This is a genomic window from Sedimentisphaera salicampi, from assembly GCF_002117005.1.
Lineage (GTDB): Bacteria > Planctomycetota > Phycisphaerae > Sedimentisphaerales > Sedimentisphaeraceae > Sedimentisphaera > Sedimentisphaera salicampi.
In genome coordinates, this window is record NZ_CP021023.1 from 1,255,857 (window position 1) to 1,281,222 (window position 25,366).

The window sequence follows — 25,366 nt, forward strand, 5'->3', positions numbered from 1 at the left end:
AAACCGAGCCACGCATGAAGACCCGCCGCAGGCGGGACGAAATAAGTGGACAGCAGTACGGAGAGAAAAGATATATATTAACCACAGAGGCACACAGAGTGACTGTGTTAAAAGTCAAGTATTTAAATAGATTTTTCTTGGGGCTCTGCCCCAAACCCCGCCTCTCCTCTTAACAATTTATTTTGCCAAAAGGTTTCGTTTTGCAGCATTGTATTCATGATACACACAAGTTTTCTCATCGTTGCGGTAAGGGCAACCTTCTTGGGTTTTCCCTTTTCAACAAGTCTTTCATAGAAACATTTCAATGCCGGATTGAACCTTACGATTGTTAAAGCCGGCATAAAAAGTTTATCCCTGACACCTTTTCTGCCGCCTCCCGTAGCTCTTTTGCCCCTCATTTTACCGCTGTCTCTATTGATTGGAGCAACCCCTACAAGCATGGCGATCTGCCTGCGATTAAGCGTTCCCAGCTCGGGCATAGCTGCAACAAGCATTGATGCAGTTTTCTCGCCTACACCCGGTATGCTGGTAAGTATTTCAGCTTTCTTCTTTAACCTTGGCACCTTTTCAATCAGCTCTGAGATAGTCTTGTCGAGGTCATTAATTTGCCTTTCAAGAAAATCAATTGTTGATTTAATACTGTTCAAAGTTGTCTTCTCAAACGCCTTATCTAATCTGTTTTTCTCTGCTGTACGCATCTTAACGAGCTGCTCTCTTCGAACTGTAAGTTCTTTTATTTCACGTCTTTGCTCGTCAATTTGAGAATTCTGCCTTGGTTTAACGGCTTCTGCAAATAGAGATATTTTTCTGGCACAAATCTTATCTGTTTTGGCTAAGATACCTAAAGATTTTGCAAACTCTTTAACCCTGCCTGGATTCACAATTGAAACAGGTAATCCTTTGGCCATAAGCACAGAAGCCATCTTAAACTCATAGCCGCCAGTTGCCTCCATAACAACAAGTTCTGGTTCTTGTTTTTGGCAGTATTCAGCCAACTTATCAATGTCTGAAGCATCACTACTGTAAGAAGTGTACTCTTTAGTAGTTTTACAATAAACATCAAAACGATCTTTTGAAACATCAATGCCAATAATGTTTTTCATAATTTATCCTTTCTTGCAATTCGGGCTCATTATATAATGTCCCATGCGACTGTTCGGATTTTAACGAAGATAGCAGCGGCGGATCACACTCCGTACGGGCTTATATATCCCAAAGCACAAATCGAACTCACCGCTGCTGTTTCTTGGTGCGGCAGCTGCCGCACCAAGAAACCCGAACCATAGAACTTAAGCTTATTATAGCATCAAATAACATAAAGTTAATCATACAAGTTAATCATACAAGGGGCACAGAGGGGAGATATTTTTTTTACCACTAATCAGCACTGATTTTTCACTAATGATTCTGCTACTCGCAATCCGCCGCAGGCGGACTTGCAGCTTGCTAAAAGCCACTTACCACTCCTGTGCTCTGTGGATTAGATTTGGCTCATTATCTTCTTCTAATCAGGCCAGCTCCGCCTAAGAAGAGCAGGCTGAATGTTGCAGGCTCGGGAACGAAAAGTACGCCGTCTTCAACCTTGTAATCTGCGTTCTCTGTAAGACTTGAGTAATCCGCATACGAACCGTCATTCCAAATTTTCAGATCATAGCTGCCACCGCCAGTAAAGCCGTTTGCAAGAAAATCGGAGATCGTTTGTGTGGATGAAGCCGAGCCAAGTTCAAGTGAGCCTTTTAGGCCTATGTTTATATTAATTACTGCCGAAGAATTAACAAATATCTCATTGGCATACATGCTGCCATCTTCAACATTGAGAGCGGCGGAATTGTATCGAATATCTATCAATCCTTGAGCTGAGGCAGTGCCGCCTCCGGTTACTGTAAGAGAGCTGTTATCAGCATCGCTGCTGTATTTATTCAGATAAAGATAACTATCAATTTCAAATGTTGCATTGTCAACTACCACTGTTCCCTGATTTGAATTTCCTATAATGGTACTGGTTAGGCTCGTATAAGCTGCTCCGTCCAGAACGTTAAGCGTACCCTTCCCTAACCCACCTATTGCGTCATCATTGTAACCGGAATTCCATTCTGTACCTTGGCCGGATAATGTCAGTGTACCTTCATTATCAGAGTCGTAGCCGATATATAAACCTTCAACATCAACGCTGGAACCGCTGTCTATGGTGGCAGAAGAAGTGCCCGAAAAACCATAATAGCCGATATACACTGAACCACTCGAATTGATGTTCTCCCAGTCGATCTGCCCGCTGCTCCCGTCAATGCTTTGTGATACCCCGCCGGTATCTGAATAGCCCGCAAAACACGCACTTGCGGCTGTTAGCAATGCAAGAATTACTGCTGGTAACAATCTGCCATACATAATTAAAAACCTTTCAGTTAAATTGAATATTTCTGTATTAAATGTTTTTTTGAAATTCAATCCGTTCTTAGCCCCTCAAGGTTTATTCCTGCGGGATTTTCAGCTTTACAGTAAACCAGAAAACCGAGCCCTTGCCCTCTTCGCTTTCAGCTTCGATTTGTCCTCCCATGAGCTCAACAAGCTCTTTGGAAAGGGCGAGGCCGAGGCCAGTGCCTTCGTATTTCCTTGAATCAGACGCATCTGCCTGAGTGAATTTATCGAAAAGCTCTTCAAGCCTGCCTTTCGGTATTCCGATTCCCGTATCCTCAACAGTAAATTTCACTCTGGCCTGATGACCGTTTATCTCTTCAAGGGCGGCCTTGATTTTCACCCCTCCCTCATGCGTGAATTTCACGGCATTGCCGGTTAAGTTCGCCAGCACCTGCCTGAGCAGCTGAGTATCTCCGAGCATCTTATCAGGGAGCTGTTCATCAATCGACATATCAGCAGAAATCTGCTTCTGCCAGGCTCTTTCCGCTGCCATCTCATATATTCCGCCCATAAACTCCCGAAGGCTGAATTCATTTTCCTGAACCTCCAGCCCCTTGGCCTCCGCCTTGGAGTATTCCAGGATGTCGTTAATCAGGTTAGTGAGCTTCCGGCCTGATTTCACAATAAGCTGCACACCCTCGCGTTTTTTCTCGTCGAGCTGGTCGTCATCGATTACCTGCCCCATACCGATAATTGCATTCAGAGGGGTTCTCAGCTCGTGGCTCATAGATGCGAGGAATCGGGCTTTAGCTACATTCGCCGCTTCTGCGGCAATAGTAAGCCGGTTTGCACTTTCCACCTGCTGCCCCAGCACTTCGTTGAGCTTTTCGGAATGCCGCAAAGAGTCCTTGAGCTTTTGCTCGATTTTCGTTCTGTTAACCGCTGCCCCGAAAGACCCTGCCAGCGAAGAAAGTATTGACCGCTCTGCCTCGCTCCACTCCTGCTCAAAGCGGCAGTTGTCGAATCCAACAAACCCCCAAAATTCATTTTTAATCTTTATCGGCACAACAATCAGAGAAATAATTTTCTGAGGACGAAGCAATTCCTGCTCATTTACAGGGAAATCCTTAACGTTTCCGGCAATAATCCTGCCTTGCGTTAAATTCTCATACCAGCGGGGGATATTTTCTTCTAAAGGTATGTTCTGCAAATCCGGATTCGATAACTGGGAGCCCACTTCGGCTTTCGTCCATTCATATCGCTGGCTTGTTAGCATTTTTCCCGTTTCGCTGTCTTTATGGCATTCGAATATGTATGTTCTGTCCTGATTGGCCGCCTTGCCGATTAACTCCAGAGCTTTCGGAGCAGCCTTATCCAGCTCGTTTTCTTCAAGCAGCAAAACTGTTGATGACTCCGCAGCGCTGAGAAGATAGGCCTGATTCTTGAGTGCGAGCCTGGAATTCATGCTCTCTGTTATATCTTTGTCAGTGCCCCTGTATCCCAAAAGCTCGCCGGAATCGGAAAGAACGGGAAACCCGCTGGTTGAAAGCCAGATCTCCTGCCCGTTTTTGGTAATCGTTTTATCTTGGAAATCCCGGAAGCTTTCCTTCTTTCTTATAATTTCAAACGCACTTGACATAAGCCTTGCTTTTTCATCTTCCGGCCAGAGATCGTAAAAATGCTTTTTACCTACCAATTCCTCCGGTGCATACCCGATAACTTCTTTCGATATATCGCTTACAAAAGTGTAAAGGCCTTCAGGATCAATCTCCCATGCAAAGGTTTTGCTGTGCATTGAGAGCTGACGGTATCTTTCATTGTTCAGCTCAATCTGCTTTTCGTATTCTTTGAGCTCGGTTATATCCTCAAGCCTTTGGAGAATCTTTTCTATTTCTCCAGAACTATTTAAAATTGGTACGCTTGCCTCTGAAACCCAAACGTTCAAGGGGGCAATATAACGCACTGCCGAGACAGGTTTCTTTTTTTCCACAGCTTCGTGGAATGCGCACTGGCCGCAGGGCTCATCCCTGCAGAGAAGGCTGAAGCACTTCTTCCCGATTGTTTCTTCGGCATTCCGGCCGACTATTTTCGCCGCTGCTTTATTGCAGTATTCGATTGTCATATCAGGCTTTATCAGGGCTACCATATCCGGCAAACCGTCCATAACAGTTTTGAGCTGATTGTATTTTGCCTCTTCAACTTTCGCCTTTTCCCTTTTAAGGAGCTTAAGAATCAGGACTAAAATGACCAGAGCCTGAGCAGCTATAACAGCCATTACAAGAATAATCTTGCCCTTGTGCCTTTCAGCCCAGTTGTAAGGCTTGTTTATGATCTGATAATTTTCTAAGGCGGGCGAATCTTCAAACCCGAATCTCTCAAGGGCAGCGTAGTCCAAGATCACTTCTTCGCTCTCCCGCACCACTGGAATCTCCGAAGGGGCTTTTCCCGAGAGCACTTTCAAAGCCAGCTCGCCTGCCAGCTTCCCCTCGCCTGAGCCGCTGCCTACCTTCCCGCCGACAACTCCCGAGCCGATATTCACCTTGTTCATGCAGAAGATCGGGGCAGGAGAGGCCTCTGCCAGAATCCCCGCAGATTCCTTGTATGTGTAGTATTCCCCGTCCGGCGTGCGGTTTACGAGAGTGAGAAGAGCCGCATCTGTTTCGGGGCTCAGAGCGGAGAGCTCTTTTGTGAATTCATCCATATTAAGGCCGGTAAGGTATCTGATTTCGACATCTCTAACCTTCCCGTTCAGGGCTTTATGAACGTTGTTTACAGCTCCAATGCCGGTTTTTGTCCCATCACCTACCACTGCCACGCTCTTAAGATTAGGATTGAGCTTCTTTATCAGCTCGATGGAAGCGAGAGGATCGTTTATATCATCCACGCCGGTGTACCAGTCGGGATTATCAAGCATATCTTCTGAGTAGTCATTGATGCCGCAGAAGACGATTGGGGTTTGCGGGAAGAGCTCTTTTCTGCGGCGGACGGTAAATTCGAGGGCATTATTGTCTGCCGCTATAACCAGATCGAGCTTTCTGCTCTTAAATTTTTCCCTGAACAGAGCGATGAAGGCCTGCTCTGTCTCTGGGAGCGGATGCCTTTTTGCATCAAGGTATTCGATGTGAAGCTTTATCTGCGGGTATTCCCTGAACTGCTCCTCCACAGCCTCAGTGATTCGGTCTTCCCAGAGGTTGCCCTTATGATAGGAATTGAGCATTAATACGTTGGATTTCGGGATTTGGTAGCTGCCGGCATTTTCTGAATTTGAAATTGCGGACGTGCTGAAGCATAGAATTGCAATTAAAACCACCAATCTGCGGCAGTCTAATGGGAAACAACTGTTATCCTGACTGCAGTATTTCATAAATTTTCAGTACCCACGCTTAGACAGAAATACAAAACAAAGACTCGCAAGAAAACGCTTCGTGCTTTTATATAGAAACAAGTATAGCTCCGATATTAACAAGTAATTTAACTTAATTCAAGTTAGATTTGAAAAAACTTTGTTTTTTGCTTGTTTTTTTCAGGATTTATCAGGAAGGACATCGTGGACAAGACCCGCAGAGAGGGCTCAGTGAGGGAAGGCTTTACAAAAAAAAACAGCAGGCTGACTCAGAAAAATCAAATTAAATCCGTGCAGCCTGTGGCAGAGCTGCAAGTCCGCCTGCGGCGGATGGCGAGTGGCAAAATCATTAGTGAAAAATTAGCGTTGATTAGCGGTTAAAAAAATATCTCCCCTCTGTGCCCCTCTGTGTGCCTCTGTGGTTAATATATATCTTTTCTCTCCGTACTGCTGTCCACTTATTTTCCGCCTTCGGCGGACAGGCTCTCCGCCTGCGGCGGGTCTTCATGCGTGGCTCGGTTTAAATATCTCGTTTTGTGAAGTCGCTGCGATATACTAACGACATTCAGAGCCGCACGTGGAGTCCGCCGGAGGCGGACGAAACAAGCGGATAGATTCGTGGCTCGTGGCAAAATCATTAGTGAAAAATTAGCGCAGATTAGCGGCTGACTATCATATTCAAAAATCCTGTCAAAAATATTGCCGCACAGGTTCGGGCGGCTTGAATAGATAAAATGAACAATCAGTCAGGGCTGGGTGTACAGTTTTTAAAAAGATAATTGTTATTGAAAGGGTAATGAAATGAGAAAAAAGATTTTATTTGTACTTCCGGCTTTGGCGGCGGCGCTTATGTTTTATTCTCCGGCAGGTGCGCACTGCCAGATTCCCTGCGGGATCTACGACGATGATATGCGTATGAAAATGATGGCTGAGCATATCACTACAATCGAAAAATCAATGCGGCTGATTAAAGAGCTCTCTGAGGAAGAGGAAAAAGACTACAATCAGATTGTAAGGTGGGTGAATAACAAGGAAGAACACGCCCAGCAGCTCTCGGATATTATCACCTACTACTATATGGCGCAGCGCATCAAGCCCGCTGAAGAGAGCGACAAGAAGGCCTTTGAGAAATACCAGACCCAGCTTACCCTGCTTCACAAGATGCTGGTTGAGACGATGAAAACCAAGCAGACTACAGACTTCAAGCATATTGAAAACTTAAGAGAGCTGCTTCACGAATTCGGCCACGCCTACGGCGGACACGAGCACTGACAGACTTAGCCCCGATTCAAAGCGAGCTTCAGAAGATTATTCTGTCTGCTGTGTAATGAAGAGGCGGAAACTGAATATTTTTGGCTAAAAGAGGCTCTCATTTTCGAGAGCCTCTTTCTTATCAACGCACGAGGCAAATATAAAGCTGCAAGATTACACACTGTAAATCAGGACACAAATTTACTCAGCGGGCGTGCCCCAAACTTCCAGTTCACTTACGAAAATAAAATTCTCGTCGTATCCTGCTTTCTTCTTGTAGTTATCCGTAAAAACGAGCTTAACGAAGCGGATTTCTTCTCCGCCCGCTTGTATTGTTCTTCTGCCGGCCTGCTTAAAGCTGAATGTTTCAGAGGAGAGCTTACGAAGACTGCTCTTTGATTTGCCGGCATAAACATCCACATCTTTCGTTGAACCGAAATCCGGCGCGCCGAAAATAATTTTGTCCACTTGGCAAACATCTTCAAGGTCAAGCAAAATGTGCTTGGGGAAATTTTCTGATTTACCCGATGCCATACATTCCCCCCTTTTGCCCCGCCAGCTTCCGTCTGTAAGGCCGGAGTTCCAGCCCCATGGGTTTGGATCTGAGCATTTCCAGCTTCCGTGAGGGGCGAGATTAACGCCCTCAGGCGGGATAAGCTCTTCGAGATTAGTGGTAAACGGCCCTGCAGGCAGTCCCGCAGCGTTCTCGAGATTGGGCTCGGCAGTTTTATGCCATGCAAAGCGTACCGCCTCGGGCTTTGAGACTTTTCCGCAGGATACGATCACCTCATCACCATCTATAACCGCCTCTGCCTTATGGAAATGTCCGTCTTTGCCGGCCATCTCGAAGTGAGTAAGCGGTTTGCCGTTGCGGGATTTCAGTTTGCCGTAGGTATGGGTAAAGCTTAAAACGGCCTTGCCGTTCTCTACTTCCATTGACTCATAGCTCGGGCTGTAAGGCTGCACTTCTTCAAAGCCGTAGTCTCTGCGGAGAGCGAGGCCTGCGAGCCTCTGGCCTACAGGTCTTTTCTGAGGGGGATGTATATCGTTTATCGTTGTAAAATCGTTGACAATCACCATTGCAGTGTTATCCGTGATTTCCTGAGCGTATTCCTGCCCCGCCTGCAGGCGAGGAAGCATTGAAGGATCTTCGCTGCCGTATTTGAATGGAGCAATCTGAACGTAATAGAAAGGGAGGGTATAATCATCCCAGACCTCCCGCCAGCCTTCTACAAGGGCCTTCTTTTTCCAAGCATAAAGCATTCCGTCTCTGCGGTTTGCCTCGCCCTGATACCAGATAAAGCCTTTTATCGCAAGCCCTTCTATTGGGTGAATCATTGCGTTGTAGGTTCCAATCTCGCCTTTATGCCCAACATCCGGCATCTCGGGGAACACCGGCCCGGGCGAAACGAACCCGCCTTCTGCGAGCGTTTCTTCAGCGCTTCTCAGCCAAGTTTTACGTTTGGCGAGGTAATTCTGCATTCTTTCTTTATATTCAGCAGTTCCGGGCGTACCTTCTTTTATGAACTTTTCGAGCATTGACAGCCTGTCTATTCCTTCGTATCCGCAAAGCGGAGTCCAAGGCTCTATGCGTGAACCGCCCCATGCGGAGTGTATAAGTCCTATCGGAACGTTGAGCTGTTCGTAAAGTTTTTTGCCGAAGAAATAGCCGGCTGCGCTGAAATTAGCTGTTCTGGGATCAGAAGATACCGCCTTGAACCATTCAGCTTCCACGTCTTCCTGAGCCGTTCGGGAGGCTCGGTGCGGGATATGGAACATCTTCACCCTCGGAAGGTCGATCTTTTTGGCGAGGTTGTATTTATCGGGATAGCTGTTGGAGCTTGTGTCCATATTGGACTGCCCCGAGCACACCCAAACCTCGCCGCAGGAGACATTATTGACAGCCCTTTTATCGCTGGGAGTTTTGATTGTTAATGAATAGCCCTCACCGGCCTGCGGCGGGAGAAATCTGAACTCCCATCTGCCCTGCCGGTCAGCTTTTTTTACCATCTTTCCGGAAATCCAGCTGGAGCTGAATTCAACCTCACTGGCTTTATCACAAGTTCCCCAAATAACATTCTCCTTGCCGCGCTGGAGAATCATACCATCTGAAAACACCGCAGGCAGCCAGATATCGGAGAACGCTGCGGAAACACAAATAAAGAAAAATAATACAAAAATTTTGCCTGTCTTCATAAAAGCCTCCGAATTTTAATTAATTTCAGTTCTTTTGATAATATAATAATCCTCAGCACAAAAGGAAAGTTAAAAATCAGCGGGCTTACTGAAAATTACAACTCCTCTAATACTTTTGCTAACATTATACTAATTTTTCGCTCACTTTATTTTAATATTTTCTTAGTAAAATTTAATTTTATATATGTATCTTTTGCATAAAATAGCTTTCGAAAAATAATACAAGCAGGAAAATGCCCGGCATTAAATACAGTGATTCTTTTCAGAGCGTGTAAGAGAGCTTTTAAGTCATAATCCTGCTTCTTTTATGATTCTTTTGGGATAAACGTGCAGAATAAAAAGAAAAACAAAAATGAATTCGACCTGCCCCTGCTTCTCACGCCCGGGCAGGACATCGCAGGCTATGCCGGAAGGCATATAGGCAGAGCCGTTCTTTTCTGCATCACGGCTTTTTCTGTGATCGCTGTTCTTCTAATCCTGTTTTTCGTAATGAAACAGGCTTGGCCTTTCATTGCCAGCGGGAAGTGGACAGAATTCCTTTCAAGCGATCAGTGGTATCCGCAGGCCGAAGATGCGGAGTTCGGCGCTCTTGCTATTGTTACCGGCTCGTTCTACGTAACGCTGATTGCAATGCTTATAGCCTCACCTATCGGGCTTTTGAGCGCAGTTTTTCTAAGCGATATGGCGCCGTTCCGGCTCCGCCAGATAGTAAAACCTGTTATTGAAATTCTTGCTGCAATCCCCTCAGTTGCCTACGGCTTCTTTGCAGTTCTTGTGCTGGCCCCTTGGCTGCAGGATCATTTCGGTTTCTCTACAGGCACAAACGCCCTCAATGCGGGAATCATACTGGCTGTTATGGCTCTGCCCACGATAATCAGCGTTGCAGAAGACGCCCTTTCTTCTATAGGCAGGGATATCAGGGAAGCCTCGTACGGGCTCGGGGCAACCAGAGCTGAAACTATGATGAAGGTGGTTCTCCCGGCAGCGCACAGCGGTATCATCGCTGCATTTATTCTGGGAGTGATGAGGGCTGTCGGCGAGACAATGGTAGTATGGATGGCTTCGGGGAATGCCAATCAGTTCCCGAGTCCGTGGTGGGACGTATCCTCGAGCGTTCGAACGATGACTGCAACAATCGCAGGGGAAATGGGCGAAACGCCGGAAGGCTCAGAGCACAGATTCGCACTGTTTGCACTCGGAGTTCTTCTGCTTATATTCACTATGCTGCTCAATCTTCTCAGCGAAATTTTCACCTCAAGCTTCAAGAGAACTATGGGAGGTAAACGCTGATGAGAGAAAAGCTAAGACATATCAAAGATAAGCTCTTCACGTTTTCTGCGCACTTCTCTATAGTGCTGCTTGTGGCTGCTTTGATTATTGTTTTAGGGCCTATGCTTGCCAAAGGCTTCACGGCAGTGGTATTCCAAGGCACAAGCGAATTCCGAAGGCTTCAGCTTGAAGAGCATTCAAGGGGCAGCAAAGAAGATGTGCTTGCTGAGGTAGAGCAGGGCCGGAAAGAAAGGCAGAATCTCCATGATATGATCGAAGATTTCAATGTGGGGATTGATACCTCCGAGATGTACGATAAAGCCAGAGATATATACCGTGAATACAGCAGAAATCTCAGGAGTATGGATCTGCCTTATGACGAATACAGCGGCAAGAGAAGAAAGGCAAGGGAAGTTCGGGATTATCTGCTTGATGCGATTGAGAGCGAAGACGAAGAGAAGGTAAACAGCTTTTTAGAGAAAGTTTTTGCGGAGCAGACGAATAAAGACTTCAAGGACACTGAGTTTCAAAAAATCTTTACGCTTGCCGAGCAGTTTAGAGAAACAAGCAAAAAAATAGACTTCTCCAAGAGAGATAAGTATAAAGAAGATCTTGTGCGTATTAAGGAGCTTATGAAAGAGCTCTTCGGGCCTGCTCCGGGCGAAGAAAAACCCGCCCTCATTATGGAGCAGTACGGGGCTACACGCTGGGATATGGCTCAGAGAGTAATCAATGAGATAATGCACAAGACCGAATGGGTGGAACAGGAAGGCACAGCCGCACTTGCGAAGAAGAAAGTGGAGCGGAGAAAGACATTCAAAGGCACAGGATTTGAGGCCTTCTTTGATATACTTCCGCAGAAGGCCAGAGAAATCCTCAAACCGAGAACCACCTTCTACTGGCAGTATTTCATAGACGACAGCACTCCCGGACATTATTTCGGGGGCGTTGGGCCGGAGATAATCGGTACTCTAATGCTCACGCTTCTTGCAATGGCTATGGCTATCCCGCTTGGAATTACAGCAGCGGCATATCTTGTAGAATGTGCGGGCGAGAATATGATTGTAAAAATCATCAGGGGCTTTATCAACACCCTTGCAGGCGTTCCGAGCATCGTGTTTGGTCTTTTCGGGATGGCTTTTTTCGTGATGTTTCTTCTTCCAGCATTCGGCAAGCAGCCTCAGGCCTGCGTTTTGACAGCCTCAATGACACTCGCTGTGCTTGTGCTTCCTGTAATAATCAGATCGAGCGAAGAGGCTATAAGGGCAGTGCCCAGAACTTATAAAGAGGCCTCGCTGGCTCTTGGAGCGGGCAACTTTTCTACCTTTATCTTCGTTACCATGCCCGCAGCGATGCCGGGAATACTCACTGGGATCATTCTGAGCTTATCAAGGGCCGCAGGCGAAACAGCCCCAATTCTTTTCACAGGAGCAGTGGCTCTGGGGCCTATACCAGACAGCATTTTCTCACCGACAAGAACACTATCATACGGCAGCTACGACATCGCCGTTGGAGACAGGCTCGCAATGCAGGTACCCCACAAACAGTACGGTATGGTGGCAACGCTTATCCTGCTTGTGCTGATACTAAACATCATAGCAATATGCATTCGTTCAAGAATGAGCGCCAAGCTTAAAGGACAAAATTAGCAGGTTATATATGGCAAATCAAAAGGAAAGCATAATACGGGCGAAAAACTTCTACTTCTACTACGGAAGCCACGCAGGAGTGAAGGATATTACTCTCGATATATATCCAAGGAGAGTAACAGCGATAATCGGCCCCAGCGGCTGCGGGAAAAGCACATTCCTGCGAAGCATCAACCGTATGAACGACCTTATACCGAACTGCTCTACAAAGGGCGAGCTTACAGTAAACGGGCAGGATATCTACGACAACAAGATTAACCTTGTGAACCTCAGAAGGCAGGTTGGGATGGTTTTCCAAACGCCAAACCCGTTTGCCAAGAGCATATACGACAATATCGCATACGGGCCGAGACTGAAAGGCGTGCAGAAAAAAAGCAGCCTTGATGAGATAGTTGAAACATCACTTAAGCAGGCAGCTTTATGGGGTGAGGTTAAAGACGATCTGGCCAAAAGTGCGCTTGCTCTCTCCGGAGGCCAGCAGCAGAGGCTTTGTATTGCCAGAACGATCGCAAACAAGCCGAAGGTGATTCTTATGGATGAGCCGTGCTCGGCTTTAGACCCGATTGCAACGGGGAAAATAGAAGACCTTGTAGAAGAGCTCAAAGACTACTACTCTATAATTATCGTTACCCACAGTATGCAGCAGGCGGCGAGGGTAAGCCAGCTTACGGCATTTTTCTGCATGGGAGATTTGATTGAATACGACGACACCAACAAGATCTTTACTAACCCGAGGGAAAAATCAACTGAGGATTATATCACAGGCCGGTTTGGATAATGATTGAATATCGGCTTATTTAAGATTATAATAGATTGGGAAGTTCAGTATTTAGGTAAAAGGATTTGAAAATGAATGCCAAAGAATGCGTATGGAAAGTACGTTCGGTAAAAAGCTACCCTGAAGCCAAAAATCATATATTCGTCGGAAGGCCCTCGGAGATTAACAGCACTTATGTTCTGCTTAAATGCAGGACTTTTCATTTCGGGAAAAATGTAAATACCGTGCGGGATATTCAGGTAGGCAAGGTGGAATACCGCATAATCCCGTGGAGCAGGATTGAGATAGTAAACGTGCTGGATAAAGACTTCGACTACAAATCCTCTCAGCTTTCGATGGGGGAAAAAGGCCAGATCAACCTCACAGACGGCTCGCGTGAAGTGCTTATTTACATATCCAACGACAGCAGGGTATTTTAATTTTCGCTGAAACGTCAGTTTCACCGATTCAGCAGGCAGCATAGGAGAGCAAGATGTCTTTACATCTGAAAAGAGAAATTGAAAAATTGAAAACCAAGGTTTTGAAGCTCGGGTCTCTGGTAGAAGAAGCCGTTCAGCAGGCTACTATCGCAATGAAAAACAGGGATTTGAAGCTTGCAAAGATGGTGATCAGAAAAGATATAATGATCGATGAGATGGAGGTTGATGTTGAAGAGGAATGTTTGAAGGTCCTCGCCCTTCATCAGCCCGTAGCGATAGACCTGAGATTCATTGTCTCAGTTCTGAAGATAAACAACGACCTTGAGAGAATTGGCGATCTTGCTGTTAAAATCGCCGAGCGGGTTCCATGCATTGCTGAAAATTTTCAGGTAAGCGTTGAACCGGATTATGTCGATATGGCTCAGAAGGTGCAGCTTATGCTGCAAAAGAGCCTTGATGCACTCGTTGAGATGGACCAAGGACTCGCAGAGCAGGTTCGCGGAATGGATGATGAAATTGACAGGCTCAATATCGAAATCTCCGAACAAATCCGTAAAGGCATCACAGAAATCGACAACGATTTTGAAAATTATATGCAGCTTCTGAATATCCCAAAAAGCCTTGAGAGGATTGCAGACCATGCCGCCAACATCTCAGAAGACGTTATTTATATGATAGAAGGCAAGATAGTCCGCCATACAACAGGCCAGGAAGATGAGTAGCCGAAAGGCATAATTTTTTCCGCCGAAAACAAAGCCTGCTTCAGCAGCCTCGCGTTAATAAGAGCCCGCAATGGTTCTATCAAAAGGCCGATTAACGCAGGAAACAAAGGTTCGCCCCTTCAATTCATAAATATCCTTCGTAGATGGCGTAATCTGCCATAAAGCGGCAAATTCAGCTGGCTATATCGCTTTTTAGATATGGCTTCTGCCCATTCTTCCCGCAGAATTCTTCAGCAGTGCGGCCAGAGATGAGTGCTGAGGTTTCGTGAGTTTTTTTGCATTTAAAATGCAAAAAAGTTCAGATTAAAATTCTTTCAGGGGTAACAATAAACTTGACTAATTAAACAGTTCATATTAAATATTAGCCTAACACTACTCGGAAAAAGTGTTGCGCACTAAGCAGAGGTGCTGTGCGTGTTCGTGTAATTTTAATGATCGAGGTTGTTATGACATTTTCAGTATTAGATTACATTGTGTTTTTCGGATTTATAGCTGCGGTGCTGCTGATAGGTACGCTTAAGAGCCGCGGTGAAAAAGGCGGCGAAGACTTCTTCCTCGCCGGCAGAGGTTTGAAATGGTGGCTGATCGGTTTCTCGCTGATCGCTGCAAACATTTCTACCGAGCAGTTCGTTGGTATGAGCGGCAACGCCGCCAGCCATATTGGACTGGCGATAGCGAGCTATGAATGGATGGCAGCTATTGTACTTGTAATTGTAGCATTCTTTTTGCTGCCCTTCTTCCTTCGGGCTGGTATATACACTATGCCGGAATTCCTCGAACATCGTTACAACCAAGGGGCTCGTTTTGTAATGGCTCTTGCAACACTTGCTATATACTGCCTTCTGCTTGGTGCTGTAACTTATTCTGGAGCCTTGACGATCAAGTCTCTGGGCGGCAATATGGGCATGGACATAAGCCTGTTTAAGGGCTCTGTGGCCATAGGCCTTATTGCAATGTTTTATGTGGCCTCGGGCGGGCTGAAGGCCTGCGCGTGGGCGGATCTGCTTCAGGGATCTGCTCTGATTCTCGGCGGAGCTATTATTCTTTTCTTCGCTATGGACAAAATGGGCAACGCTGATGAGCTTACAAAGGTTGTAGATGCTACATCAGGAAAGGTTGTCGAAGAGACCTTCAGTGCGGACAAATCCGCTCTTGAACGTTTCTGGTCTCTCAATAAGGAACGTATGAATATGTTCCTGCCTGCTAGCGATATGACACTTCCGTGGACAGCTCTTATAATCGGGCTTTGGATTCCCAACTTCTACTACTGGGGGCTTAACCAGTACATTACACAGAGAACGCTCGGGTCTGCCTCGCTGGCAGAAGGGCAAAAGGGAATTGTGTTTGCGGCAGCTATGAAGGTGGTTGTACCGTTTGTGATTGTTGTGCCGGGTATTATGGCGTTTAACCTGTTTGCGGGCAATATGCAGGTTGAAGCGATAGACGGAAACACCCCCGTTTTTGCCCAGTACTACAAAACAAATTCTGATACCGAGGCTATCGTAGTGGATAAATCCCCCACAAAAGAGGAGATTAAATCCTGGCCGAAAGAAGATCAGGTTATGCTAGCTGTTTTCGAGAATGAAGAAGCTATCAACGAGACCTACGTTGACCACGCCTATGTATATCCTATAACGCAGCAGGAATATCAGGGGATAGAGGCAAATGAAAATGTTAAGTTTATATGCCACGATTCCTCTGTTAAAAGCGCCTTCCCCACACTCAGCAGAGAGCTGAAAAAATACAACGCTTCTGTAGGCGATAAGGCCGAGAAGAAGTTTTTCCTCGCATACAAGTATGACACCGCGCTTGCCCAGCTCCTCGGAGGGGTTCTCCCGCAGAATACAGGGCTTACTGGATTTGTGCTCGCTGCACTGCTTGGTGCTGTTGTGAGCTCGCTTGCAGCTCTTCTGAACGCCGCTTCTACGATCTTCTCTATGGATATTTTCAAGAAATACCTCAATCCGGAGATATCTCAGGACGGCATCCTAAAGCTTGGAAGAGTGAGTGTTTTTGTATTCTCTGCGATTGCGATATTCCTCGCTCCTCAGCTTGGCAACCCGAAATTCAGCAGTATCTTTACTGTGATTCAGGAAGGACAGGGGATCCTCAGCCCGGGCGTGCTGGCAGTATTTGCATTCGGGCTTATCTCTAAGAAGGCCCCGAGATATGCCGGACTTGTAGGGCTTGTGCTAAATGCCGTTGTTTATATCGGTCTTATGCTTTGGGTACCTGAGCTGAACTTCCTCAACAGAATGGCAATCTGCCTCGGGCTTTGCCTTGTAGCTCTGACAATAATGAGAATTGCTACCCCTCTGAAAGAGCCTGTTCAGATCAAAAAGAATACCACAATTGAGCTGGATGTGCATACAGGTGCAAGGCTCGCAGGTGTTGCGGTTATTGTCGTAGTTCTGCTGCTTTACTTCCTGTTCAGTCCAATCGGGCTCATCAGATAACAAATTACATCTAAACCAGATAAAAGGCTCTTCCAACAAAATGGAAGGGCCTTTTTTTTTGCAGAACAAAACTATAACACCAAAAAACAACCACGAGAAACAAATAAGTTGAAAAATTTGCAATGGTTTATAGAATCACTTACAGATATATGTTTTATTCTGAAGTACTGTTTTATAGAAATTATTAATATTATTTGCAGAGATTGTTTATGCCGCCTCAAATAGTATCAAGTATCTTTGATTCAAGAAACGGGCACAGGTGGATTTTCTGGGATCTTTTGGCCTGTTTTTTTTCGCTCTTCCTTGCAATGACAATAACTCCCGTTAAAACGCTAACCTTTGTAGGCCTGAAAGTTTCAATATCAATAGTTTATGCCGTGCTTACTACAGTTTTAATAAGGCTTTGCGGTGTTAGTGTGCCGGGTAAGGATTTTTCATATTCCCGGATGGAGCTTTTCTTCGCCACCGCAATCGGAACGGGCCTTTCATTCCTGTGTTTGCAGTTTCTCGGCAGCCTTTGCTACTATCAATTTGCCAGGACCGTAACCGCTACAATACTTGTTTTCACTTTTGTTTCGATATTCCTGCCCCGCCTTTTAGCCATGGAATTTATGATGGTGAAGGCCGTTAATATAGCTCTTTATCCAAGCGGCCCTAACGCAGCAGCTCTTCAGGAAAGACTGAAAGATGCTACCAACTTCAATGTAGAAGCTGTTTTGTGCGATTCGCGTTATTCCGGCGAACTGAAGGACGATGGGATTATAAACCTGCAGGATAATTCAAAAGAAGATGTTATAAAACAGCTCAAAGACAGAGGTGTGGAGATGGTGGTTCTTTGCGAAATAAAAGACCTGCCAAAGAAAACGGAAAAAGTTCTGATGGACTTGCCTCTGCATGGGATAGATATTTTGAGCAAAGGGGCTTTTGTTGAGAATTACTTCCGTGAGATTTCACTAAACTACGCCAACCTGCACTGGATGGCCTCCCACCGTTCACTGCCCGGAAACACGGCAATATTCTCAGCCAAGAGGATATTCGATTTCATAGTTGCAAGTGTTGTCTTGCTCTTATCCCTGCCTTTCTGGCCTTTAATTTGTTTAATTATTATTTTTGACAGTAAAGGTCATCCTATTTTCAAACAGAAAAGAGTCGGGTTATATGGCAAAGAATTTACTGTGTATAAATTCAGAACTATGCGAAACGATGCAGAATCAACTGGAGCTAAATGGGCAAGTAAAAATGATTCAAGGATAACAAAAGTAGGTGCCTTCCTTCGGAAAACTAGAATAGATGAGTTGCCGCAGTTGTGGAATGTAGTAAAGGGGAATATGTCGATTGTAGGCCCTAGACCCGAAGTTCCGCAATTTGTTAATGAATTAACTAAGCAAATTCCTTATTATGAAAGAAGGCATATGGTTCCGCCAGGACTCACAGGCTGGGCGCAGATATGCTATAGATACGGTGCGAGCGTGGAGGATTCAAGGCGTAAGCTCGAATACGACCTCTATTATATTCGACATCTCTCGCTTCTGTTTGATATACAGATAATAATCAAAACGATCCCATCGATAATGAAGGGCAGCAGGTAGGGTTATTCCTCCATTTTTATTTCGAGGGTAAAGTCTTTGATGTTTTCTTCCGGCGGCATAATCTTGAGATCTGTTTTATCGCCCGCTTCTACTTCAACCGGCGTCCAAGTATGCGGGAATGCCCCGCCCTCTTTTGAGAAAGAGCTTTTCCATACAGGCCTGCAGTAGAACATCTGCCTTACCTCGCTCTTATTAGCAAAGGTAATATAAAAAGCTGCTTTTTCTCCGCCGCTGCCGGCATTGAAATCCTCAATATACACCCCGTTTTCTTTGAGTTCATCGTAGCCGCTGCTGTTTAGATGTACGCCTTCCTCATAAAGCCGGCCGCCTGAAAACAGCTTAAAGCTATCAAACGAGCCGCAGCCGGCCAATCCAACAAATGCCCCAAGGGCTGCTGTTATAAAAACGCTTCTCATAAATTCAGCCTTATCAAGTGATAATATTCACCAGCCTGCCCTTAACAGCAATCACCTTGCGGATCTGTTTGCCTTCAACAGCCTTAGACACCTTCTCACTGCTTAGGACGGCTTCTTTCATCTCTTCTTCGCTCGCCTCGGGGTTAATCATAATCCTGTCTTTTATCTTCCCCTTAACCTGCACAGCAATTTCCACTTCCTTCTCTTTTGCAAGCTCCTCGCTGTACTCCGGCCAGCTGTGATATGCGAGCGTATCGCCTTCGCCGCCGCATATCTGCCAAAGCTCTTCGGCCATATGCGGAGCAAATGGGTAAAGCAGAATTACAGCATTTTTCACAGCAGAAAGCGGCTTAAATTTGAGCTTTGCCAGGTGGTTTACAAAAATCATCATCTGGCTTATGGCCGTATTAAATGCGAAATTGTCTATATCATTGCTCACCTTGCGTATTGTCTGGTGCATAAGCCTTTCGGTCTGCTCATCAGGCTTAAAATCAGAAACAGTTTCGCAGAGCTTGCCCGTGCTCTCATTCACTGCCACCCGCCAAAACTTCTGCAGGAATCTGTGCACGCCTTCAAGCCCACTCATACTCCACGGCTTTGCCGCCTCAAGCGGCCCCATAAACATCTCATAAAGCCGCATTGAATCCGCCCCATAATCCTTAACTACCGCATCAGGATTGATAACATTCCCGCGGCTCTTGCTCATTTTCTGGCCGTCTTCGCCGAGAATCATACCCTGATTAACGAGCTTCTGGAACGGCTCGGGATAATCCAAATAGCCCAAATCGTAAAGCAGATTATGCCAGAATCTCGAATAAAGCAAATGCAGCACGGCATGCTCTGCCCCGCCGATATACAGATCCACAGGCAGCCAGTATTTCTGTTTATCCTTTGCGACAGGCTCCTCACTGTTTTTTGGATCAAGGTATCTCAGGTAGTACCAGCAGCTCCCCGCCCACTGCGGCATAGTGTTGAGCTCACGCCGTGCTTTTCTTCCGTCCGGAAGGGTAACCTCTATCCAGTCTTTGGCGTTGCCCAGAGGGGGCGCGCCGTCTGGAGTAGGTTTATAATCCTCAACCTCAGGGAGCATCAGCGGCAGCTCTGATTCATCCAGAGCGATTCTCTCGCCGTCTTCTGCGTGCAGGATCGGGAAAGGCTCGCCCCAATACCTCTGCCGGCTGAAGAGCCAGTCGCGAAGTTTGTAGTTCACTGCCCTTTTCCCCTGCTCCTGTTTCTCGAGCCAAGCGATTATCTCTTCCTTCACCTGCGGCGTTTTCTTGCCGTTGAATTGGCCTGAATTAACTGCAATCCCCTCGCCGTCGAAGCAGATCTCCTCAGCCTCTGCCTTTGCTGCAAGCTCCGGGTCTTCCGGCTTTACCACCTGAATAATCTTAATCCCAAACTGCTTTGCAAATTCGAAGTCTCTGCTGTCGTGCGCAGGTACTGCCATAATCGCTCCAGTACCATAGCTCAGCAGGACATAATCGCTTATCCAAACAGGAATATTCTCGCCGTTTACCGGATTTACTGCATAAGCCCCTGTAAACTGGCCTGTCTTTTCCTTGGCAAGGTCTGTACGGTCTAAGTCGCTTTTCTTTGAGGCCTGCTGCTTATATTCGGCAACTGCTTTCTTATGCTCTTTGCTGGTAATCTTATCCACCAGCGGGTGTTCAGGTGCAAGCACCATATACGTTGCCCCGAAGAGCGTATCAGGACGCGTGGTAAACACGCTTATTACATCATCAAATCCATCAAGCAGGAAATCCACCTCAGCACCGATGCTCTTGCCTATCCAGTCCTGCTGGAGCTTTTTGATTGAATGAGACCAGTCCAGCCCCTCCAGCCCATTCAGGAGCCTCTCGGCATACTCTGTAATGCGAAGCATCCACTGCCGCATTGGCTTTCTGATTACAGGATGGCCGCCCCGCTCGCTCACTCCGTTTACAACCTCCTCGTTGGCCAAAACTGTCCCCAGCTCGGGGCACCAGTTCACAGGAGCCTCATGCTCGTATGCGAGCCTGCGTGAATCAACATACTCACGCACCGCATCTTTGCCCGCCTCTTTTACAGTCTCGGGGACTTCAAGCTCCTCAATTGGGCGTGCCTTCTGCTGGTCTCTGTCGAAGAAGCTGTTGTAGAATTTCAGGAAAATCCACTGCGTCCATTTGTAGTAGTTCGGATCGGTTGTGTTGACCTCGCGGTCCCAGTCGTAGCTGAAGCCCAGCCCCTTTATCTGCCTTCGCATATTCTCAACGTTGGCCTTTGTGGTTTCGGCGGGGTGAGTGCCGGTTTGTACAGCATACTGCTCTGCCGGCAGACCGAAAGCATCCCAGCCCATCGGATGCAAAACGTTGAACCCGTTCATGCGTTTGTAGCGGGAGAAGATATCGCTCGCGGTGTAGCCCTCTGGATGGCCTACATGCAACCCCTGCCCGCTGGGATAGGGAAACATATCAAGCACATAATACTTTGGCTTCTCTGGCTTCATCTCTGCCTTGAACGTTTTGTTCTTATCCCAAAAATCCTGCCACTTCTTTTCGATCTGGTTGAAATTGTATCTGCCGGGCTTTTCCATATTGCTTTGCCTGTATCTTAGTATTTTAATCCTGTTTTCAAAACTGCGGTAAAGGAATGTAATATACGCAACAGGGCTTTTTTTTCAACCTGAAAGATTTATCTCCGGCCGCTAATTCCCGATAATTAGCGGTTTGGCGAGGTGGACAATGCGGACTCAGTTAGAGGTGCGATATACTAACGACATTCAGAGCCGTGCGCGGATGTCCGCCGAAGGCGGGGAGCTCGTGGCAAAACCCTTGCCCATGTCCTGAACCATTCCACTTTTGCCTATTACCTTTTCCTTGCCTTCCCAGCCTGCAATTCACCCAAATTGGTGATTTTTGGAAATTTTGGGGAATCTGGAAATTATCCTTGCTTTTCTCTTCGTTTACGATAAGAATAGCTCTTATGGAGATTGAAACGTCAATACATATATGGTCCTGGGGTGGATAATCCGGTTGCTATGCTAACGTACTCAAACGATGCGATATCCGGCCTGTACTTCTATCATACCGATGCTCTGGGCAGTGTGGCTGCGATGAGCAGCTCTAACGGGCATATCGCCGAGACGTACAGATACACCCCTTACGGCAGGCCGACAATATACGATGCCGGCGGCCAGCAGATTACGCAGTCTTCCATCGGGAATCCGTATATGTTCACCGGCCGGCGGTATGATGCCGGCACGGGGCTGTACTACTACAGAGCGAGAATGTACAGCCCGAAAATCGGCCGCTTCCTCCAAACCGACCCGCTCGGCTACTTCGACACAATCAATCCATACGCCTACTGCGGTAATAATCCTGTAAACTGGATTGATCCTTGGGGGCTATGTCGAGGGGATAGAGAAAAAGGTATATTTGAGAAAATTATCGATTTCCTTACTGTAGTATTACCATATGGGAATCCTGATGTTTCTTCTCCGATAGCGCAAGGAATGGCTGGAGCTTCGACTTTTTGCAACGCGAGAGCTAAGCAAAGAGCCAGAAATAATAAATTGGCCAGAGACGATTATAGAGAAGATGAGCCTTATAGACCTCCTATTGAGTCAACACCATATATATACTTAGGCATGAACCCAAAAACAGGAAAAGAAGAGTATATTTTTGTAGGCAATAAAAAGGCTAATAAAAAGTGAAAATAATTGACAAATACGCTATTTTGGGAATTCTTGCTGCTATTGCGGTGGTTTTTGCTATTGCTTTTGCGAATATGAAAAGCCTTGATTATCCAGCCAGCAAGTTATGGGATGATGTTCGTATATTTGAAGTTAATAACAATGAATTAGGTCATGTTGTTTTTATTGTGAAGGCTCACGAAAAAGACAAGCCAAAGACATTGTTTAGCTTAAACTTCAAAGACAACAAACTCTGGACAATAGATTTTAATGTCACATCAGATATTGAAGATCTTCCTGGCACGCTGACATTACAACATCGAAGCGGAAGTTTTTATACATTCATTGATGGAAAAAAGGCCTATACAGATATTGATATTGATGGTATATTCGACAGAAAGATGTTAATACGGAAGAAACAGCAAAATTTAATATATTTCTGGAATGATAGCAGGAGGGAATGGGAAATTGAAGCTGATAAGTAATATTCTGAAATTTGCAGCCGGGTTTGCCGCTGCTTTTGTGCTTCTTACCGCAGTTTCCTTTGTTCTTCGCATAGTTCAAGGAACTGAGATGGTATATCCGAAACAGTATGAAGATACACTTTTTGTTCCGCTCGAACAGGAAGAGGAACTGCATGAAGATACACTTTTCCTCCCGCTTGAGAAGAAAGAAGGTTTTGCAGTGAAATTGGAAAATGAAAGACTGCTGAAAATTTCTCGAGATGGGGAGGATGTTGTTGTGGATATATGTAAAGACCAGAAGAAGGCAATTTCTTATTGCTTCAAAGAAATCGGGGAAGTGATTATTGAAGGCCGCAACTGGCGATACGACGAAAGCGGAAGCCTTGAAATAACGGATGAGTGAGTGCGGATTTGCTGGGGCCGGTTTCAAATATGTTTGGTGAGATGAATAATGAAAAAGAAATTTACTGAACTCCTTGATGATGCCAATAAAGGCGAAAAAGTTTTTAATATGCTATTTTTTCCATGTTTTTTAGTTTTTGTGTTTATTCCGCAATCATATTCTGTTTTGAATAATGCTGACAAACATAGTAAATACGAGAATTTAATAAGAGATGCAGCAGCAGATATTCTTCCGGAGTTTAAAGAAGCCAAAATCGTGGATCTTCCATTCGAAGATTACGGTTTCTTTGATTCTAGTAAAGATTGCTGCTACTTTGATACTGGTAAGAATCAAGGTATATTGTGTGTTTCAGGCAGGAAAGAATCTATAAAGCTTGAATCACAGATTAAGGACGGATTGCACATAAAAAGTGTTCCTTTGAAAGAATTATCCAAGAACCCTGATATAGCCTCTTTGAATTTCGGGAATCGAATATTTGCTATTCTTGTCTGGTCATTTTTTGGTTGGCTTTTTCTTTACAGACCTTTTAAGCCTATACAAAAAATTCAGCAATTTCTCATGACAATTCGTAAGGGGTATGTCCCTAAGAAATTTTCTTTATTCCCAGGAATAACTTTGTTGTCTGTTTGTGTCTGGATTGGAATTTCTGTTTTAGGCCGGATTACTGCGATTCTGCTTCTTATTTTACTGAGTATGTAAATGTCAAGATTCGCCAAAAATGCTATCGGGAATCCGTATATGTTCACCGGCCGGCGGTATGATGCCGGCACGGGGCTGTACTACTACAGAGCGAGAATGTACAGCCCGAAAATCGCCCGCTTCCTCCAAACCGACCCGCTCGGCTACTTCGACACAATTAATCCATACGCCTACTGCGGCAATAATCCTGTAAACTACATTGATCCTTGGGGGCTGTATCCAGATGAATATAATCCTGGAGGAATTGGATTTCCTGGAGGAAGGGGAATTCCAGGAGGACCTCCCCACGAGATATCTCCAAACGAAAAAAAGTGGATTGAGACTCAAATAGCTAAACAGCCTTTAAAATTTTTGCCTGATTTGGCAAATCCAGCAATTTTGCTTTTAACTCATCCTAAAAAAATGGGAGACGGTTCATATCAGGATCCAAATTTGTCTGGATATTATTTGGATCCGAATTCTCCTTCTTGCCCATATCCTCGTATCTATATTCCTAAATCTGATAATAATCAATGCGAAATATAAAAATGAATGTGGGGAGCAGAAGTGAGCGACAGGCTTAGTGCAGAGGTTTTGCAAAAGGGATTGCTGGCGTGGGCAGTGCCCGGTCTTGAATCTGAAAGAAAAGGTCGCGCAGCAGTTTTATGGATCAGCGGGATTTTGGTTTTCAACATCCTAATTGGCATGCTTTGTTTATATGATGTATTGAGCCCTCTGGTTGTTTTTCTGGTTTTTTCTCAATTATTCCTTTTATTTATAATAAGAGTGATATATTTTCTTCTTTGGCGTAAGAGGTTCTCCGCTGAATACGGCTCCGATTACCGCAAACCGCTAACCGGCATCTTTATGAATTTGATTATCCCCGGGGCAGGATTAATGAGATATGACAGATGGTTGTCCGGTTTCATATTGCTGGTTATTTGGCTGTTAATACCAGATCATTTGAACGTTCTGTATTTAATAAGTACGGCAGGAAATATATTTTTATTCAGGCACCTTAATTATGAGAGTTACAGAAATTCGAAGAAAAGATTGCTCAAGATTGCAATTCAATACCCATTGCTGATTCTTTGCCTGAATTTTCTGTTTTCTTCCAATTTATTCTTTGCTGTAGATAATTGCATTAACAGAACGGACATAATGGCTCCGCAAGTTGAATCTGGAGAGCAGTGTTTAGTGAATTTGATCGCTTATGCCAAAAATGTCCCTGAAGCTGGTGATCTTGTAGTTTATTCTGAAGAGTTATATCTGGGGCAGGCAGCCGGTCTGCCGGGAGATACTATTGTTGTTAGGGACAACAAATTGCTTATAAACGGCAAGCCGGCAGAGTTTGCAAATATTCCATCGAAGAATCTGGGCAGGCTCGAAAGTTGGGCTGCATCAGCTGGCGGAAAAGAGTTTTTCGGGGTTGGGGAGAAATACACTGTTCCTGAAGGATGTGTTTTTTTGGTATGCAATAAGCCCGATAAAAATATAAGCAGCTTCACAATGGGGGCGGTGAGAATTGACAGCCTCTACGGCAAGGTAATTTACATTATGAATTGGCCGTGGTTAAATAGCTATGGGATTCACTGAAAATTATTGGGGCGTTAATTCCCGCTGATTAGCGGTTTGGCAAGTTTGAAAGGCAGGCTTTGAGGTGAACCAGCAAAGCATTCAGACAATAAAAAACTTTAAAACCCGT

At 45.5% G+C, this 25,366-nt stretch carries 20 protein-coding genes; 14 read left to right on the forward strand and 6 right to left on the reverse strand.

The window, feature by feature from the left end:
- Positions 1–122: 122 nt before the first annotated feature.
- The 3 genes from STSP1_RS04685 to STSP1_RS04695 form a co-directional block, all read right to left on the reverse strand.
- Positions 123–1,103, reverse strand: a complete 981-nt coding sequence (locus STSP1_RS04685) for an IS110 family RNA-guided transposase (RefSeq protein ID WP_085755240.1) — start codon at positions 1,101–1,103, stop codon at positions 123–125.
- 391 nt (positions 1,104–1,494) lie between these two features.
- Positions 1,495–2,385, reverse strand: a complete 891-nt coding sequence (locus STSP1_RS04690; protein WP_123807051.1) for a PEP-CTERM sorting domain-containing protein — start codon at positions 2,383–2,385, stop codon at positions 1,495–1,497.
- An 82-nt stretch (positions 2,386–2,467) separates the two neighbouring features.
- Complete coding sequence (locus tag STSP1_RS04695; protein WP_085755242.1) at positions 2,468–5,719, reverse strand: ABC transporter substrate binding protein; 3,252 nt, start codon at positions 5,717–5,719, stop codon at positions 2,468–2,470.
- Positions 5,720–6,499: 780 nt separating this feature from the next.
- Here STSP1_RS04695 and STSP1_RS04700 point away from each other — a divergent pair.
- Positions 6,500–6,970 (forward strand): superoxide dismutase [Ni], encoded by a 471-nt coding sequence (locus tag STSP1_RS04700; protein WP_085755243.1) that lies wholly within the window; start codon positions 6,500–6,502, stop codon positions 6,968–6,970.
- A gap of 180 nt (positions 6,971–7,150) precedes the next feature.
- On the opposite strand, the gene STSP1_RS04705 is transcribed toward STSP1_RS04700, so the two are convergent.
- Positions 7,151–9,145, reverse strand: coding sequence for a sialate O-acetylesterase (locus STSP1_RS04705; RefSeq protein WP_085755244.1), 1,995 nt, complete (start codon positions 9,143–9,145; stop codon positions 7,151–7,153).
- A gap of 327 nt (positions 9,146–9,472) precedes the next feature.
- Between STSP1_RS04705 and pstC the strand changes: the two genes are divergently transcribed.
- From pstC to STSP1_RS04740, 7 genes are all read left to right on the forward strand, one after another.
- Positions 9,473–10,435: a phosphate ABC transporter permease subunit PstC gene (gene pstC, locus STSP1_RS04710; RefSeq protein WP_161491607.1), complete on the forward strand. Its 963-nt coding sequence runs from the start codon at positions 9,473–9,475 to the stop codon at positions 10,433–10,435.
- Complete coding sequence (gene pstA / locus STSP1_RS04715; protein WP_085755246.1) at positions 10,435–12,063, forward strand: phosphate ABC transporter permease PstA; 1,629 nt, start codon at positions 10,435–10,437, stop codon at positions 12,061–12,063. Before pstC ends, pstA begins: the two co-directional genes overlap by 1 nt.
- A 10-nt stretch (positions 12,064–12,073) precedes the next feature.
- Positions 12,074–12,841, forward strand: a complete 768-nt coding sequence (gene pstB / locus STSP1_RS04720) for a phosphate ABC transporter ATP-binding protein PstB (RefSeq protein WP_085755247.1) — start codon at positions 12,074–12,076, stop codon at positions 12,839–12,841.
- 71 nt (positions 12,842–12,912) lie between these two features.
- A complete protein-coding gene (locus STSP1_RS04725; RefSeq protein ID WP_085755248.1) occupies positions 12,913–13,260 on the forward strand; it encodes a hypothetical protein in 348 nt (115 codons plus the stop codon).
- 53 nt (positions 13,261–13,313) lie between these two features.
- Complete coding sequence (gene phoU / locus STSP1_RS04730) at positions 13,314–13,982, forward strand: phosphate signaling complex protein PhoU (RefSeq protein WP_085755249.1); 669 nt, start codon at positions 13,314–13,316, stop codon at positions 13,980–13,982.
- A 410-nt stretch (positions 13,983–14,392) separates the two neighbouring features.
- Positions 14,393–16,438 carry an SLC5 family protein gene (locus STSP1_RS04735; RefSeq protein WP_123806987.1) on the forward strand — a complete coding sequence of 682 codons (2,046 nt, stop codon included), beginning with the start codon at positions 14,393–14,395 and terminating at the stop codon, positions 16,436–16,438.
- 209 nt (positions 16,439–16,647) lie between these two features.
- Entirely contained in the window at positions 16,648–18,027 is a 1,380-nt protein-coding gene (locus STSP1_RS04740) for a sugar transferase (protein WP_085755251.1), read from the forward strand.
- Between the two features lie 2 nt (positions 18,028–18,029).
- On the opposite strand, the gene STSP1_RS04745 is transcribed toward STSP1_RS04740, so the two are convergent.
- On the reverse strand, positions 18,030–18,443 hold the full coding sequence (locus STSP1_RS04745) for a hypothetical protein (RefSeq protein ID WP_085755252.1): 414 nt from the start codon (positions 18,441–18,443) through the stop codon (positions 18,030–18,032).
- A gap of 13 nt (positions 18,444–18,456) precedes the next feature.
- A complete protein-coding gene (gene leuS, locus STSP1_RS04750; protein ID WP_085755253.1) occupies positions 18,457–21,018 on the reverse strand; it encodes a leucine--tRNA ligase in 2,562 nt (853 codons plus the stop codon).
- 396 nt (positions 21,019–21,414) lie between these two features.
- Here leuS and STSP1_RS04755 point away from each other — a divergent pair, with 396 nt between their 5' ends.
- The 6 genes from STSP1_RS04755 (at position 21,415) to lepB (ending at position 25,257) form a co-directional block, all read left to right on the forward strand.
- Positions 21,415–22,137 carry an RHS repeat-associated core domain-containing protein gene (locus tag STSP1_RS04755; RefSeq protein ID WP_123806988.1) on the forward strand — a complete coding sequence of 241 codons (723 nt, stop codon included), beginning with the start codon at positions 21,415–21,417 and terminating at the stop codon, positions 22,135–22,137.
- Positions 22,134–22,601 (forward strand): hypothetical protein, encoded by a 468-nt coding sequence (locus STSP1_RS04760; RefSeq protein ID WP_085755255.1) that lies wholly within the window; start codon positions 22,134–22,136, stop codon positions 22,599–22,601. Before STSP1_RS04755 ends, STSP1_RS04760 begins: the two co-directional genes overlap by 4 nt.
- A gap of 88 nt (positions 22,602–22,689) precedes the next feature.
- Positions 22,690–22,983, forward strand: coding sequence for a hypothetical protein (locus STSP1_RS04765; RefSeq protein WP_123806989.1), 294 nt, complete (start codon positions 22,690–22,692; stop codon positions 22,981–22,983).
- Positions 22,984–23,031: 48 nt separating this feature from the next.
- Complete coding sequence (locus tag STSP1_RS04770) at positions 23,032–23,682, forward strand: hypothetical protein (RefSeq protein WP_085755257.1); 651 nt, start codon at positions 23,032–23,034, stop codon at positions 23,680–23,682.
- Positions 23,683–24,207: an RHS repeat-associated core domain-containing protein gene (locus tag STSP1_RS04775; RefSeq protein WP_085755258.1), complete on the forward strand. Its 525-nt coding sequence runs from the start codon at positions 23,683–23,685 to the stop codon at positions 24,205–24,207.
- 327 nt (positions 24,208–24,534) lie between these two features.
- Positions 24,535–25,257: a signal peptidase I gene (lepB, locus tag STSP1_RS04780; protein ID WP_161491608.1), complete on the forward strand. Its 723-nt coding sequence runs from the start codon at positions 24,535–24,537 to the stop codon at positions 25,255–25,257.
- Positions 25,258–25,366 lie beyond the last annotated feature (109 nt).

Coding starts and splice junctions, on each gene's coding strand:
- STSP1_RS04685 (WP_085755240.1), bottom strand. CDS start 1,103: ATGAAAAACATTATTGGCATTGATGTTTCAAAAGATCGTTTTGATGTT.
- STSP1_RS04690 (WP_123807051.1), bottom strand. CDS start 2,385: ATGTATGGCAGATTGTTACCAGCAGTAATTCTTGCATTGCTAACAGCC.
- STSP1_RS04695 (WP_085755242.1), bottom strand. CDS start 5,719: ATGAAATACTGCAGTCAGGATAACAGTTGTTTCCCATTAGACTGCCGC.
- STSP1_RS04700 (WP_085755243.1), top strand. CDS start 6,500: ATGAGAAAAAAGATTTTATTTGTACTTCCGGCTTTGGCGGCGGCGCTT.
- STSP1_RS04705 (WP_085755244.1), bottom strand. CDS start 9,145: ATGAAGACAGGCAAAATTTTTGTATTATTTTTCTTTATTTGTGTTTCC.
- pstA (WP_085755246.1), top strand. CDS start 10,435: ATGAGAGAAAAGCTAAGACATATCAAAGATAAGCTCTTCACGTTTTCT.
- pstB (WP_085755247.1), top strand. CDS start 12,074: ATGGCAAATCAAAAGGAAAGCATAATACGGGCGAAAAACTTCTACTTC.
- STSP1_RS04725 (WP_085755248.1), top strand. CDS start 12,913: ATGAATGCCAAAGAATGCGTATGGAAAGTACGTTCGGTAAAAAGCTAC.
- phoU (WP_085755249.1), top strand. CDS start 13,314: ATGTCTTTACATCTGAAAAGAGAAATTGAAAAATTGAAAACCAAGGTT.
- STSP1_RS04740 (WP_085755251.1), top strand. CDS start 16,648: ATGCCGCCTCAAATAGTATCAAGTATCTTTGATTCAAGAAACGGGCAC.
- STSP1_RS04745 (WP_085755252.1), bottom strand. CDS start 18,443: ATGAGAAGCGTTTTTATAACAGCAGCCCTTGGGGCATTTGTTGGATTG.
- leuS (WP_085755253.1), bottom strand. CDS start 21,018: ATGGAAAAGCCCGGCAGATACAATTTCAACCAGATCGAAAAGAAGTGG.
- STSP1_RS04765 (WP_123806989.1), top strand. CDS start 22,690: ATGGTATATCCGAAACAGTATGAAGATACACTTTTTGTTCCGCTCGAA.
- STSP1_RS04770 (WP_085755257.1), top strand. CDS start 23,032: ATGAAAAAGAAATTTACTGAACTCCTTGATGATGCCAATAAAGGCGAA.
- STSP1_RS04775 (WP_085755258.1), top strand. CDS start 23,683: ATGTCAAGATTCGCCAAAAATGCTATCGGGAATCCGTATATGTTCACC.